At 70.6% G+C, this 13,780-nt stretch carries 12 protein-coding genes and 1 pseudogene; 9 read left to right on the forward strand and 4 right to left on the reverse strand.

Features of this window, described 5'->3' with window-relative positions:
• Positions 1-234: 234 nt before the first annotated feature.
• Together BJY16_RS10800 and BJY16_RS10805 are read right to left on the reverse strand one after the other, a co-directional pair.
• Positions 235-1,461 carry a hypothetical protein gene (locus BJY16_RS10800; RefSeq protein ID WP_185039249.1) on the reverse strand — a complete coding sequence of 409 codons (1,227 nt, stop codon included), beginning with the start codon at positions 1,459-1,461 and terminating at the stop codon, positions 235-237.
• A gap of 20 nt (positions 1,462-1,481) precedes the next feature.
• A complete protein-coding gene (locus tag BJY16_RS10805) occupies positions 1,482-1,991 on the reverse strand; it encodes a SigE family RNA polymerase sigma factor (protein ID WP_185039251.1) in 510 nt (169 codons plus the stop codon).
• A gap of 189 nt (positions 1,992-2,180) precedes the next feature.
• Here BJY16_RS10805 and BJY16_RS10810 point away from each other — a divergent pair, with 189 nt between their 5' ends.
• The 6 genes from BJY16_RS10810 to BJY16_RS10835 all read left to right on the forward strand — a co-directional run bounded on the left by BJY16_RS10810 (position 2,181) and on the right by BJY16_RS10835 (position 8,242).
• Positions 2,181-2,705 carry an RNA polymerase sigma factor gene (locus BJY16_RS10810; protein WP_185039253.1) on the forward strand — a complete coding sequence of 175 codons (525 nt, stop codon included), beginning with the start codon at positions 2,181-2,183 and terminating at the stop codon, positions 2,703-2,705.
• A gap of 2 nt (positions 2,706-2,707) precedes the next feature.
• A complete protein-coding gene (locus BJY16_RS10815; protein WP_185039255.1) occupies positions 2,708-3,835 on the forward strand; it encodes a hypothetical protein in 1,128 nt (375 codons plus the stop codon).
• Positions 3,836-3,910: 75 nt separating this feature from the next.
• Positions 3,911-4,819, forward strand: a complete 909-nt coding sequence (locus BJY16_RS10820) for a hypothetical protein (protein WP_185039257.1) — start codon at positions 3,911-3,913, stop codon at positions 4,817-4,819.
• Positions 4,820-6,349, forward strand: coding sequence for a peptidoglycan-binding protein (locus BJY16_RS10825; RefSeq protein WP_239177840.1), 1,530 nt, complete (start codon positions 4,820-4,822; stop codon positions 6,347-6,349). It begins immediately after the preceding gene.
• Positions 6,346-7,059, forward strand: coding sequence for an ABC transporter ATP-binding protein (locus BJY16_RS10830; RefSeq protein WP_203759173.1), 714 nt, complete (start codon positions 6,346-6,348; stop codon positions 7,057-7,059). Before BJY16_RS10825 ends, BJY16_RS10830 begins: the two co-directional genes overlap by 4 nt.
• Positions 7,049-8,242, forward strand: coding sequence for an ABC transporter permease (locus BJY16_RS10835; protein WP_185039261.1), 1,194 nt, complete (start codon positions 7,049-7,051; stop codon positions 8,240-8,242). The genes BJY16_RS10830 and BJY16_RS10835 overlap by 11 nt, the downstream gene beginning before the upstream one ends.
• Before the next feature lie 91 nt (positions 8,243-8,333).
• Here the strand turns inward: BJY16_RS10835 and BJY16_RS10840 are convergent, their stop codons facing one another.
• Positions 8,334-8,744 carry a hypothetical protein gene (locus BJY16_RS10840; RefSeq protein WP_185039264.1) on the reverse strand — a complete coding sequence of 137 codons (411 nt, stop codon included), beginning with the start codon at positions 8,742-8,744 and terminating at the stop codon, positions 8,334-8,336.
• Between the two features lie 514 nt (positions 8,745-9,258).
• Between BJY16_RS10840 and BJY16_RS10845 the strand changes: the two genes are divergently transcribed.
• The 3 genes and pseudogenes from BJY16_RS10845 to BJY16_RS10855 all read left to right on the forward strand — a co-directional run bounded on the left by BJY16_RS10845 (position 9,259) and on the right by BJY16_RS10855 (position 10,987).
• On the forward strand, positions 9,259-9,699 hold the full coding sequence (locus tag BJY16_RS10845) for a contact-dependent growth inhibition system immunity protein (RefSeq protein WP_185039266.1): 441 nt from the start codon (positions 9,259-9,261) through the stop codon (positions 9,697-9,699).
• A gap of 40 nt (positions 9,700-9,739) precedes the next feature.
• Positions 9,740-10,102 (forward strand): annotated as a pseudogene (locus tag BJY16_RS48940) (sigma-70 domain-containing protein); the annotation flags it as partial.
• Positions 10,103-10,414: 312 nt separating this feature from the next.
• Positions 10,415-10,987: a hypothetical protein gene (locus BJY16_RS10855; protein ID WP_185039270.1), complete on the forward strand. Its 573-nt coding sequence runs from the start codon at positions 10,415-10,417 to the stop codon at positions 10,985-10,987.
• Positions 10,988-11,428: 441 nt separating this feature from the next.
• Here the strand turns inward: BJY16_RS10855 and BJY16_RS10860 are convergent, their stop codons facing one another.
• Entirely contained in the window at positions 11,429-13,699 is a 2,271-nt protein-coding gene (locus tag BJY16_RS10860) for a S8 family serine peptidase (protein WP_185039272.1), read from the reverse strand.
• Between the last annotated feature and the right edge of the window lie 81 nt (positions 13,700-13,780).

Genomic DNA, 13,780 nt, shown 5'->3' on the forward strand with positions numbered 1-13,780 from the left:
TGGTCTGTCAGCGGGATGTCGGTCCGGTCAACGGGATGCTGGTCTGCCAGCGGGATGCTGGTCCGTCAGCGGGACATCGGTCCGGCCAACAGGATGTCGATGCAACGCCTCGACCCCAAGCAGCGCCCGCGCCACCCAATGCGGCCCGCGCCAGTCACGATGCCGAGCCAATCTCCGCGGTGCCGGGTGATCGACCGCGCCGAGCCGCGCGCTGGCTGATCACCCGGGCGGGGCCTACTTGCAGTGCCAGACGACCGGCTGGATCACCCCGTCCTTGTCGTTCGACTGGCCGCCGATGGTTCTGCCGTCGGTGCTCACGGTGTTGGCGATGTCGGCCAAGCCGTCCACGCCGCGCGGGGCCAGGCCGGGCAGTTTGACGGTGCTGGCGCCGGCGAGCAGCACGGCACCGGCCTGCTGGTCCACCCCGGTGAACCAGCCCTGCGCGTTCACCGCGTCCGGTGTGCCGCCGAAGCCCTCGAACAGCTGGGCCTCGCCGGTGCGGAGGTTCCAGCGGGCGGTCACCATTTTGGCCCGCGCCCGCACCTTCCCGGCGTCCTTGCCGGTGCCGGCCTCGTTCACCACCCCGATCACCCAGCCGCCGCTGATGTGGAAGGCCCGGCCCTCGGCCGGCTTGCCCTGGAGATCCGGCACCTTGAGAGCGTGGTGCGAGCCGTCCGGCAGCCAGACGTAGGGGGTCTTGTAGTCGATCGTGCCGATGACGGTGCCGTCCTCGTCGATGTCGCTCGCTCCGGCCGAGGTCGCGCCGGCCGGCACCGGCAGCCGTTGCGGCTGTGCGGTCGCCGAGGACCAGAGCAGCGGGTGACCGCTGCCGTCGTCCCCGACGATCGTGCCGCGGTCGTTGATCGCGTCGGCCGAGCCCTCGGCGACGCCGGCCAGCCGCGACACCTGGCCGTCGTGGTAGACGAACGGAACCTGCTTCTGCTGGACGTAGGACCAGCCGACCGCGGTGCCGCTCGCGTTGACGTCGATGAGCGACTCCTCCTCGTCGCCGGGCAGCGGCACCTCGGTCCCGGCGCCGTCGTGCCAGATGACGGCCTGATAGCCGCCCGACTTGGGGTAGGACCGGCCGACGAAGTAGCTGCCCGAGGAGTCGGCGCCGCCGATCAGGGCCATCGGCGCCTTTTTCGGCGCGGTCAATCGCTGCACGGTGCAACTCGCCGGCACCGGCACGGCGGGGGCGGCCGGAGCGGATGTCGTCGCGCCCCGGGAGGCGGCGACGCCGGTCCCGGGAGCCGGCGGGTGGGACGCGTCGTGGCGGAGCGCTCCGGCGGCGATCGTGACGCCGGTGACCGCGACGAAGGTCAACGCGGCGCCCGCATAGCCGGCGCCGCGGCGCGTCCTCTGCCGGCGGCCGTCAGCGATCGCCCGCTCGATGTCCACGGTGGACGCGGTGCGGGGCTCGGTGTCGAGGGGGCGCAGAAGATCGAAATCGGATGTCATGTCGGCTCCTCAGTTCGCGGTCAATTCGCGGCGGCGAGCTCCGGCTCGCCGAGCAGTCGTCGCAGCGTGGCCAGCCCGCGGGAGGTGTGGCTCTTGACCGTGCCGGTGGAGCAGCCGAGCGTCGTCGCGACGTCGTCGACCGGCAGGTCGTAGAAGAAGCGGAGCACCAGCACGGCCTGCTGCCGGCGGGGCAACCGGCCCAGCGCGGCCCGGACCACCTGGCGATCCTCGACGCCACCACCGCCGGACTCGACCGGTGGTGGCTCCGGTGCCTGCCGGAACAGCCGGACCCGGGCCCACGCCAGTCGTCTCTCGTCCACATAGGTGCGGACCAGCATGGTGCGCACGTAGGCGTCGAGGTTGGCGGCGGCGCTGGCCCGCCGCCACTTCAGATAGAGCGTGGTGATGGTCTGCTGGACCAGGTCGTCGGCGCGGTGCTCGTCACCGGCGAGCAGGAACGCCAGCCGTCGCAGCGCCGGGATCCGGGCAGCGACGTACTCGGTGTACTCCTCTTCGGCACCATCCCGCATGGCGTCACCCCTCCGTCGGGTCATCACCCCTCAGACGGGCGCGGCCGGACATCCGGTTGTCATCGTTCTCCACCCTCTTCGCCCACCGCGGTCCCGGTGCGTCGGCGCGTCGGCCATCCTGATCGGGTGGCCGGCGAAAAAAGCAGGAACCGGTGGGAACCCCGGCGCGGCCTGTCGCGTGTACGGGGCATGGCGGTTTCAGTGGCTGCGGTCGACGACCGTCCGCTCCCCGGCGACATGTCGCACGAGGGGGACGGATTCGAGGCGTTCTACCGTGCCAACGTCGACCGGGTCTACCGCGCGCTGGCGGTGACCCTGCGCCGCGACGAGTTGGCCGGCGAGGCCACCGCCGAGGCCATGGCGCGAGCATATACGCGCTGGTCAGTCGTGAGTCGCCTGGAGAATCCGGCCGGTTGGGTCTTCCGGGTCGGGTTGAACTACGCCACCTCCTGGTGGCGCAAGGTGCGCCGGGAGCGCCCGCCGGCCGACGACGTGGCCCATCCGGGCCCGGAGCTGAACGAGAGCGCGGTCTTCGTCCGCGAGGCCCTGGCCCAGCTGCCGACTCCGCAGCGTGCGGTGATCACCTGCCGCATCCTGCTGGATCTGACGACTGCCGAGACGGCCGCGGCACTGAGCATCAGCGAGGGCACGGTGAAGAGCCGGCTCTCCCGGGGCCTCAGCGCACTGCGGTCGGCCGTGGACGGCAAGGAGTGAGCATGGACGAGATTCCTCGCGACGTGGCCGACGCGGTCCGGGCCAGCGCGCAGACAGCCAAGGGTTACGCCGGTGACCTCGACGACGTGCGGGAGCGGGCCCGGCGCCAGCGCAAACGGCAGACGGCCGGCGCGTTCGCCGGTGTCGTCGCCGTGCTGGCCGCGGTCGGTGCCGGCGTCACCGTCTGGCGGGCGCCCGCGCCCCCGGCCACCTCGACGGCCGCGACCGGCCAGGTCGTCGCTCCCCGGTCCCAGCCGGCCCAGCGCCTGCTGCTGGACGGCGCCGCCGGCAGCTACCGGGCGGGTGGATCAGCGGTGACGCTGGGCGGCCGCGAGCGAGTCGGCGAGCTCGCCCCGGATGGGCGGCTGATCACCCACGACGTGGTCGGCGCCGATGGCTGGGACCGCGTCGTCGGCCTCCCGGGCGGGGGACTGGTCGCGCTCGGCGCACACGACACGATGCCCGGCACCGACCGTGAGGACGGCGTCGACGTGGCCGGGTTGGAGATCAACCTGGTGGTGGTCGGCGCCGACGGCAAGGTCGGGCTGAAACGGGACGTCCGGCGCACCGGCGAGGCGGTCAGCCTGCTCACCGCGACCGGTACGACCGCCTTCCTGTGGCGCCCGGCGGGCCTGGTGGCGCACGATCTCGGCTCCGGGCGTGAGCGGGTGCTGCTGTCGCCCTCGGCGCTCGGCGTCGGGAACCTGTTCGACGGTGCGGTTCAGGCGGCTGACCTGGCCGGCGACCGGCTCGTGCTGGCCCGCGAGCGCGACTCCTGCAAGCCACGCGTCTTCGACACCGCCGCGCGGGCCGCGGTCGTCAGCCTTCCGCTGCCCGGCAGCACCTGCCGCCGGGTCACCGCTCTGCGGCTGTCCCCGGACGGCACGGTTCTCGCTGCCGCCTACGAGTCGTCCGCGGCGGAGCGCGGCATCCGGATCGCCCTGATCCGGGTCGCCGACGGCACCGTGATGAGCGATCGCGCCGTCGCCGGCACGGAGCGGGCGGCACAGGCCAAGACCGGTCCGCAGGTGATCATCGCTTGGCTGGACGACCGGACCCTGCGCGCCGTGCCGGTCCCGTCCGGCGCCGGGACCCACGACGTGCGGGCACTCGCCCTCACCGTGGACTGATCCACCGAGATGACCGGATCCCGGGCGTTGCCCGTACCAAAAGCATTGATGTCTATCGATTTTAGGGGGAAGATCGTGACCTTCGACAACCCGGGTGTGCGCCGGATCCTTCCGGTCCGGCGGTGGGCCGCCGTGGCCGGTGTCGCGGTCCTCCTCTCGCTGTCGGGCTGTGGCGGCGACAAGGCGGACGCGCAGCCGGTGCCCGACTCCAACCTGCCCTCCTTCATGGCGCAGCAGACCGAGAAGGAGCCCAAGCAGGACGACGTCGACAACTACTACGTCAAGTACAACGACATCATGAAGACCTGCATGAAGGAGCAGGGCTTCGACTACCGGGACTACATCCCGACCACCGACAAGAAGATGTCCCTGGGCCTGAGCGACGAGCAGTTCGCCCAGCAGTACGGCTATGGCATCAGCACCCTGATCGACTATCTGGCGCCCGGCTCGCAGCGGGTCGACCCGAACATCACAGCGGTGCAGAAGCTCGACAAGGCGGCCCAGGCGTCCTACGGCAAGCAGTTCAACGAGTGCCAGCAGCGGGCGCAGGACAAGATCGGGCCGCCGCCGTCCGGTGGGGCGATCAAGATGAGCACCAAGGACCAGCAGGCCATGGACGGTGTGGTCGCCCGGACCAACACCGACCAGCGGGTGAAGGCGGCGCAGGCGGCACGGTCGCAGTGCCTGGAGGGCAAGGGCTTCACCGCCGGCGAGGACCTGACCCAGCCGATCTCCACGGCCGCCGACAAGTACGTCGTCAAGTTCGAGAACAAGGCGAGCGAGATGGAGGCGGCCGGGCGCAACAGCGACAAGCTGAAGATCGAGGACGTGCTCACCGCCGACGAGATGGCCGACCTCAAGAAGATTCAGAAACGGGAGATCGCGATGGCGATCGAGACGTCACCGTGCCAGTCGGCCTACGACAAGGCGTACAAAAAGGTCTTCAACGAGTATCTGCAGAAACTGCTCCGGGGTGAGAAGTAGGTGGCCGTCCGCTCCCGTCTCGGCTCCCGGCGCCGCCGGCTGGCCATCCTGCTCGCCGTGGCGGCCGGAGCGGCCGGGTCCGGCGTGTGGGCCGGGCACCGGATCGAGTCGCCGGCCGACGCCGCGCGGCGCGCCTCGGCGCCGGCCGCCAGCCCGATCACCGTGCCGGTGGAGCGCCGGGTGATCGCCACCTCGATCGTGGTCCGCGGTGACGTGCAGTATTCCGAGGAGTACGCGGTCACACCCGACCCCGACGTGGGCCAGGGCGCCGGCGTGACCGCGCCGGTGGTCACCGGGCATCTGCCGCGCGGTGGCAGCACCCTCAAGGAGGGCACGGTCGCCCTGGAGGTCTCCGGCCGGCCGATCATCGCGTTGCAGGGCGCCCTGCCGATGTACCGGGCACTACGGCCGGGTGCCAAGGGCGCCGACGTCACGCAGCTGCAGGCCGCGCTGCGCCGGCTCGGGCACCTCGCCGGCCGGCCCAGCGGGACGTTCGACGCGGCCACCACCACCGCGGTCGATCGGCTCTACGACGCGGTCGGCTACGACCCGGTGGCGCCGACCGCCGAGGAGGCGCAGCAGGTCGAGGCGGCCGAGCAGCGGGTGACCGACGCGCATCAGCAGACCGTCGCGGCGCAGCAGGCCCTGGCCTCGGCCCGGTCCGGTCCACCCCGGTCCGAGGTGCTCGCCGCCGAGGGCGCGGTCGACTCCGCCCGCCGCGCCCGCGACCTGGCCAGGACCGAGCGGGACACGGCCGAGCGCAACGGCGCCGACACCGCCACGCTGACCCGGCTGACCAACGCGCTCGCCGACGCGGAGAACGCGCTGGCCGTCGCGAGAGCGCAGCTCGCCGAGCTGACCGCGACCACGGACACCAAGGCGCTGCGCCGGGCGGTGACCACCGCGCAGGCCACCGAGCGCACTGCCCGCACCGCGCTCACCCAGGTGCGCGCCGCATCCGGTGCCCGGCTGCCGCGTGGCGAGATCGTCTTCGTGCCCACCCTGCCGCGCCGGGTGCAGAAAGTGGAGGCCAAGCTCGGCCAGCCGGTCGAGGGCGCGGCCCTGAGCCTGACCGCGACCACCTCGCGGATCGACACGTCGATCAGTGAGGAGGAGCGCAAGGTGCTCAAGGTGGGCGCCGAGGTGCGGGTCGACGACACCTCGTCGGACGTCGCGTTCACCGGCCGGGTCGCCGAGATCGCCGACACCGCGGGGACGAACGGGGCGCTGGCCGGCACGTACTACGTCCGGATCGACCCGCGCGGCGTCGACCCGAAACGGATCGAGGGGCTGAACCTGCGGGTCACCATGCCGATCGAGTCGACCGACGGGGAGGTGCTCGCGGTGCCGGTCGCCGCGCTGGTCACCGACGCGGCCGGCACCACCACGGTACGGGTCCGGCGCGGCGGGTCCGATGAGGACGTACCGGTCACCGCGGGTCTGTCGGCGGACGGGTTCGCCGAGGTCACCCCGGCCGGCGGCGCCCAGCTCGCCGAGGGTGACCTGGTCGTGGTGGGTCAGCAGTGGTGACCGTCGCGCCCGAGGCGCCGGTGATCGCGTTGGCCGGGGCGTCCCGGGTGTACCCCGGGGTCAGCCCGATCGTGGCGTTGCGCCCCACCGACCTGGCGGTGCCGCGCGGGGACGCGGTGGCCATCACCGGACGGTCCGGCTCCGGCAAGTCCACCCTGCTGCAACTGCTCGGGCTGCTCGACCGGCCGACCGAGGGGCAGTACTGGCTGAACGGGGTGGACACGGCCGCGATGACCGACCGGCAGCGCACCCGGCTGCGCGGTTCCCAGATCGGCTTCGTCTTCCAGTCGTTCCACCTGATCGCCCACCGCACCGTCGAGGAGAACGTCCGGCTCGGCCTGATGTACCGCGGGGTGCCCCGGTCGCGGCGGCGGTCGCGGGCGCTCGACGCGCTGTCCCGGGTCGGGCTCGCCGACCGCGCCGACGCCCTGCCCGGCGAGCTCTCCGGCGGTCAACGCCAGCGGGTCGCGATCGCCCGGGCACTGGCCATCGAGCCGGCCGTGCTGCTGGCGGACGAGCCGACCGGAAACCTCGACACGCACACCGCGGAGGACGTGTTGCAGCTGTTCGACGCCATCCACCGGGACGGCCAGACGCTGGTGGTGGTCACCCACGACCAGGACGTCGCGGCGCGGATGCCCCGGCGCCTGACGATCACCGACGGGCTGGTCGTCGAGGAGCTGCCGCGCGAGGCCGGTCATGTGGCGTGACCTCTGGGACGAGGCGCTGGCCGGGGTGCTGGCCCGGCCCGGCCGGACCGCGCTCACCGCGCTCGGCACGGTGCTCGGGACCGCCACCCTGGTGATCACGACCGGTCTGGCGGACACCGCCGGTGCGCAGATCGTCAGCCGGTTCGACGAGCTCGCCGCCACCACCGTCACGGTCGTCCCGACCCCGGAGGACGGGCCGCAGGCGAAGGAGAGCCCGATTCCGTGGGACGCCCCAGCCCGGCTGATCCGGCTCAACGGCGTCGAGTCGGCGGCGACCATGACCACCCTGCGGCTGCCGGATGTGAAGATCACCGCGACCACCGTGGTCGACCCGCTCGCCGCGAAAGGGACCGCGGCCGCCGTGGTCGCCGGCTCGCCCGAGCTGGCGGCGGCCGTCGAGGGCCGGGTCATCGGCCGCTTCTTCGACACCGGTCACAACGGTCGCGGGGACCGCGTCGCGGTGGTCGGCCGGAACCTGGCGAACTCGCTGCATCTCGCCGACCTGCGGCAACGGCCGGCCATCTTCGTCGGCAGCCAGTCCTTCACGGTGATCGGGGTGCTGGTCGACGCCCGCCGGTCGGCCGGCCTGCTCGACGCGATGATCCTGCCCGAGGGGACTGCCCGGAAGGTGTTCGGCTTGAAAGCGCCGGAGTCGGTGGTCATCGACACCGCGGTCGGCGCCGCGGCCCTGATCGCGTCCCAGGCGCCGATCGCGCTGGCCCCGCAGAAACCGGAACTGCTGACCGCCGAGCGGCCCGCCGAGCCGACCACCACGAAAGCGAAAGTCGCCGAGGACGTACGTGCGCTATTCGTGTTGCTCGGTGTCATCTCACTGGTCGTCGGCGGGGTCGGGATCGCTAATACGACACTTGTCTCCGTACTGGAGCGGATCGGTGAGATCGGGCTGCGCCGAAGTCTCGGCGGGACCCGTTTCTCGGTCGCCTCCCTCTTCATTCTGGAATCGAGCATGATCGGCTTGATCGGCGGGATTCTAGGATCCTCGGCGGGCATTCTCGCGGTGGTTCTGGTCGGCGCCGTCAAACAATGGACACCGGTGCTGAACATCTGGATCACGCCGGCCGCGGTGCTGGTCGGGGCGGTGGTCGGGTTGTTGGCCGGGCTGTATCCGTCGCTGCGGGCGGCGAAGATCGAACCGATCGCGGCGCTCCGTGTGCAGGCCTGAGCTCATGGAACGGGCCGCTCCCGGTGTCCGGGAGCGGCCCGTCAGTGCTCAGCGAGTGTTGCGGCCTCGCTGTGCGGGATCGGCACCGGGGCTAGAAGCCCCAGTTGTGGATCCGGCTGGTGCAGGTCGACCCGGCACAGCCGGCCCAGTAGGCGTCGGAGTTGCCCTGCTGGTCCCAGAACTGGAAGTTCACCCAGCCACCGCCGCTGCAGCCCTGCGTGGTGGTGCCCGGGTCGTAGTACTTGATGCAGTTCTGGTAGCCGTCGGTGTAGGTGTCGTTCACCTTGCCCCGGTAGTTGCTGTCCCCGTCGCAGGTGGAGGCGTACTGCACGGCCTCCTGACCACGCAGGATGCCGCCGATCCACAGGTTGAACGGCGAGAACGGGTTCCCGACGCCGCTGCAGTCGGCCATGGCCGGCGACGCCGAGACGCCGACCAGGACGGTGGCGGTGGCAGCAGCGACGCCGAAGCCGGCGGCGATGCGCTTGAGAGTGGTGGACATTGCGGTGATACCCCCGAATCTTGAATAGGGTCCGCCCCGGACGCGGGAATGGCTCAGCGAAATGTGGATGCGCGAGCCGGCGCGCCGTGATGCCACCGGCATCGCGAACGGCCGGACAGGCGTGTCGACATTTCCAGGCGCCCCCCGCTCCCGGATCGACGGAATCCAATGTGGATCCCGATGGCCTGAAGTTAGCAGCGGGAAACTATCCGTGTATGTCCGCTGTCCATAGACGTGTATGAATGTGTATATTGTCCGTATGGGCATGATGGGCAATGGCATTCCGCGATTTGGGAACGCGCAGGTGGGCGCGCTTTCCGGCGATATTTAATAAAGCTACGCCGAGATGAACCGGCATTGCGGGCGGGAGTTTCCGGACGGGGGTGGGCCCGGTTGGGTGCCGGCTTGCCGACGGCGTCATGCGGCAGCGCGGGACGAACTGGGCGAGGCCAGTCGGTTGCTGGATCACTCCGAGCAGTTCGTGTCGCGAGTCACCAATTGGGAGGGAGATGCCATGACCGACGTACGAGAGCAGTCCCTCGAAGAAGTCGAAGGCGACGCCTGGGGTGATGCGCCGGCCGACGCCACCAAGCTGATCGCCACGGTTCATGAGCTGCGCCGCAAGCCGATCGGACTGCTTGAGGTGGAAGACCTTCGAGTGCTGCTCGGTCAGCGCGAAGGCGTTCCGGTGCTGGTGCCACGAGCGCTCGACATCCTCGAGCGTGACCCGTTGGCTGAGGGTGACTATTACCCGGGCGACTTGCTGGACGTTGTGCTGAACGGCGTCCCGGCGGATTACTGGGCTGCCTGTCCTGGCGAGTCGGCCCGTCTGCGTGCCTTGGTCGACACCATCGACCTGAAGGAAGTCGACGATGACGAGCTGCGGGCCGGCATCGCCGCGTTCCGCGAAGGAGACGCCTCGCGACCTCCGGCGAAGGCACCCGGTCCGCTCTGAGACTGCCCGGAGAGTCGTACGGGATCGTGCTGCTCCGTGCGACGCCGACCGCGGCGTCGACTTCGCCGGCTTCGCGATCCCCGCCATCATCGGCGAGGTCAAGAGGCACTTCCGGGACTGCACCTGGTCCATCCGGGTGCCGCGGCGTCTGCAAGAACTGCGGCTGGCGATCACCGCGGCCAACACTGATCTGGCGCACAGCCTGGGCCGGGCCCCGACCGTCGCCGACATCGCCGAACGGCTCGAGATCAGCGAGGAAGACGTCCTCGAAGGCCTCGAAGGGGCCCTCGCGTACAACGCCACCAGACCTGTCGACCCCGGTGAGCGCCGAGGGTGACACCACGCTCGGCAGCACGACACCGGCTTCGCTCTCGCCGAGACGCGCGCCGCCCTCGGCCCGGCGCCGGGTCGGACTCCGCCACCGGATGGTGCGGGCGGGCGCAACTGCCGGTCCTGGCAGCGTCAAGGCGCGGAGGGCGGCCCACGATGGGACCGGTGCCACGGACAGGACCTCACGGACGGCGCCGCGGGCCGGCCATCGTGCGGGACGGGCCAGTGGATCGACGTCCGTCTTGCGGTGTGGGTCTTACTCGAGCAGGATGTCGACGTTATGCCAATGATCGGCTACCTGTCGTAGTCGTCCTGATAGCCGGCCAACGCCGGGAAAGGGCGGTTCATGCCCCGCCATTCCATCTCCCGTCGCGTGCTTACCAGTGTGCGGCGGGTTGTTATCGCCGCCTCAGCCGTGGTCGTGCTGCTCGCCACTGCCTGGGTCACCCCCGCGCAGGCCGTGGTCGGCGTCTACAGCCGGGCCTTCGTCAACAAGAGGTACTCGAGCTGCCTGTGGGTGTCCGACCACCGGGGTGAGTACCCGTTCCTGAGGAGCTGCGCGTCGGCCCCGAACGATCTCGCCAAGTATTGGCTACACGAGAAGGAGGCCAACTGGAACGGCACCGGCCATCCGATGTGGGTCATCCAGAGCCAGGCGATGTCGACGACCTCCTGCATCGAGGCCAAGTACAACAATCCGAACCCGGCCACGACCCTGGTCACCGGCACGTGCAACTGGGCCGCTCCGCTGTGGGTGAGCAAGCAGTTCGAGGCGTTCTGGGTCAAGGACTCGGACGGCGTCGGGTGGTGGGTCATGAAGAGCATCGACGCTTGGGTCAACGCGGGGCAGCACCTCTGCATCGGCGCCTGGAACAGCACCGTGGTCAGTCTGGTGCCATGTAATACCGGATCTGACCTGCAGCGCTGGAAGGCGAGTGCCGCCGCCCCGGTGTCGTAACGTCGGCGGGGCTGCACCTTTACCGGGCAACGCGCCGACGGCGTGTGACCGGTAGAGGTGCGCACCAACAATCGGCGGAGGGATGGCACCGCCCCAGGTCGGCGCGTGCGGCCGGCGCGACGCCCGCGCAGCAGGTCGTGGCTGCTGGGGTGGTCGTCGAAGACGCTGGCGCGCTCGTCGCCGGGCCAGCAGGACGGGTCGGTGAACGCGACGCCGAGGTAGGCCAGGCCGGCGCCGGATTGCCAGGTCGGGTCGATTGCGTGGCCGTCGGCGGTGACGCACCAGGCGTGCGGCAGGTGCCAGAGGCCGCCGTCGGCGCGGGTGGTGGCGATGCTCTCGGCGTAGAGCAGGCCGTGCGCCCGGGCGGTCGCGGCCGCGTTGCGGTAGCAGTGCTGGTCCGGCAGCTTGCAGCAGCCGCATGGTCGCGAGCGCGAACCGGCGCTACCTGCGGTGCCAGGTTCGGACGCTCGTGTACCGGACGTTGCCGAGCTTGTCGTAGACCCGGACCTGGACCTTCATGGTCTTTTTCTGCTTCTTGGTGTTGAGCTTGAGCAGGTATCCAGCGGTGGTGTCGCGGGTGACGAGCTTGCCGTTGACGAGCAGCTCGACGCGGGCCACGCCACTGGCGTCGTACGCGCTGACGTAGATCTTGACCGTGCCGCTGACCTTGGCGTTGTTCTTCGGCGCCTTGGTGATCTTGACGGTGGGCGCGGTGTTGTCGGCGACGAGGGTACGCGCCGGCAGGGTGCGCTCCTGCCCCAGCCGGTCGGTGACGCGCCAGGTCAGCTGGAAGGTGCCGGTGTAGCTGCCGGTCGGCACGGGGAGGGCGTAGGGGAGGGTGGTGTCGGCGCCGAGGTAGCGGCCGTCCGCCCACAGTTCGGCCTTGGCGATGCCGCTGGCGTCGGTCACTCCGGTGAGCGTGCTGACGAAGGTCCCGCGGACCTTGGCCCAGGAGGCCGGTGCGATGGTGCCGCCGGCGGGCGGGTCGTTGTCCACCGCGAAGGCATGGCTGAAGGTGGTGTAGTTGCCAGCCTTGTCCCAGATGTCCAGCCCGAACTGCCCCTCGGGCGACAGCGATGCCTTGCCCGTCCACCGGTCGGTGCCCGGAATGGGGTTGAGGCTGTAGGCCGGGTTGCTGCCCTGCCATTGCGCGACGATCGACTTGGTGTCGCTGGAGGCCTCGACGGTGATGTCGACGGTGGTGCCGTGCACCGTATCGGTCTGTGCGGGAGAGACCAGGGTGACAGTGGGCTGGACGGAGTCGACTTGGACGGTGGTCGTGGCTGAGGCTGTGTTGCCGGCGTAGTCGTAGGCGACGACAGTCACCGGAAGTGGACCGTTGTAACCGGTCGGCGGCTCCCAGGGAATCGAACGGCCGAGCTCGGTCCTAGTGGCGGCGACCTGGCCGCCGACGATCAGGTCGACGTGCTCGACGCCGTGATCGTCGGTGACCTGAGTGGGGACGTAGGTCCCGGCTGCACCAATGAGCTGACCGTCGGTCAGGCCTGTTTCGGTGATGGTGGGCGGAGCGGTGTCGGTGCCGCCGAGGTCGTAGACGACCTGCGCCGCATCGACCTGCGGCGGGTGGTAGTCGACATAGTTCGCTTGCCGGTCCGCGTCGCGCCGGATCAGAGCGTTCACCTCAGCGGCAGTAGCGTCAGGCCGCATCGAGAAGGCGAGCGCGGCGACGCCCGAGGCCACGGCGGTCGCTCCCGACGACCCCTTGGCGTAGCCGATCTCGCCGTCTTTGCCCAGCGCCGCGCTTCCGCCGTAGGCAGTCACGTCCACCCACTGGTCGTCCTCGGTGTTCTTCTCCGGGTAGTCGAAGTACCGGTCGTGCTCGGTGACGGCCAGGGCCGGCTCGTACGCCGCGGGGTAGCGGTGCGCGGCGGAGTACACGTTGCCTGCCGAGGCGACGACCAGCGCGCCCTTGGCGTTCGCATGTTCCACCGCGTCCAGCAACAGCCGACTGGGTGACGCGGTGCTGAAAGAGGCGTTGATGACCCGAGCGCCGTGGTCGGCCGCCCAGGCGATGCCGGCCGCGGCGTCGGCGGTGGTGCCCCGCCCGCTGCTCAGGACACGGACCGGCATGATCGAGCAGGCACTGCAGACGCCGATCGTGCCGACCCCGCCGCCACGTTGCGCAGCGATCACGTTGGCCATCATCGTGCCGTGGCCGTCGCTGTCGGCCGGGGCAGCGTCACCGTCGACGAAGTCATAGCCCGCCGCCAGGCGCGTGGCGGGCATATCGAGGTTGACGTTGACACCCGAGTCGACCACGGCGACCGTGATACCAGGCTTACCGGCGGTCCACGTCCAGGCCTGCGGCACCTCGGATACGACCAGCGCGTAGGGCAGCACCTCGCTGTCCGCCCCGACGACGGCCCCACGATCGGCGTAACGCACGCCCTCGGTCGCGGCCAGAACAGTCAGGGCCGCGTCGATGCGGTCGGCGGGCACGTCGATCGTGATCGCGTCCAGGCCTGGGACCGGCCGGGTGGTCACCACGGCATCACCGAGTGCGTCGACCACGACGGCCGGGTCGGTACCTGCGGACAGGCCGACATCTAGGCGAACCGGATCGGCTTCGGCCGCGCTGGCCGGAGCGACCAGGCCCGCAGCCAGTAGAAGGCCCAACGTGACGAAAGAGGTGACGCGCACGGTTGCCCCCGCAGCCAAGATCATGAATGCCTCGGATCGTACGGCATCCATCTCAAGATGATCTATGGGAGACGGCACATCGCGGTCTGCTAAGCGCGGGCGACGGGCCGACTACCCCGCCAAGGCTTGCGC

It is taken from the genome of Actinoplanes octamycinicus, assembly GCF_014205225.1.
Lineage (GTDB): Bacteria > Actinomycetota > Actinomycetes > Mycobacteriales > Micromonosporaceae > Actinoplanes > Actinoplanes octamycinicus.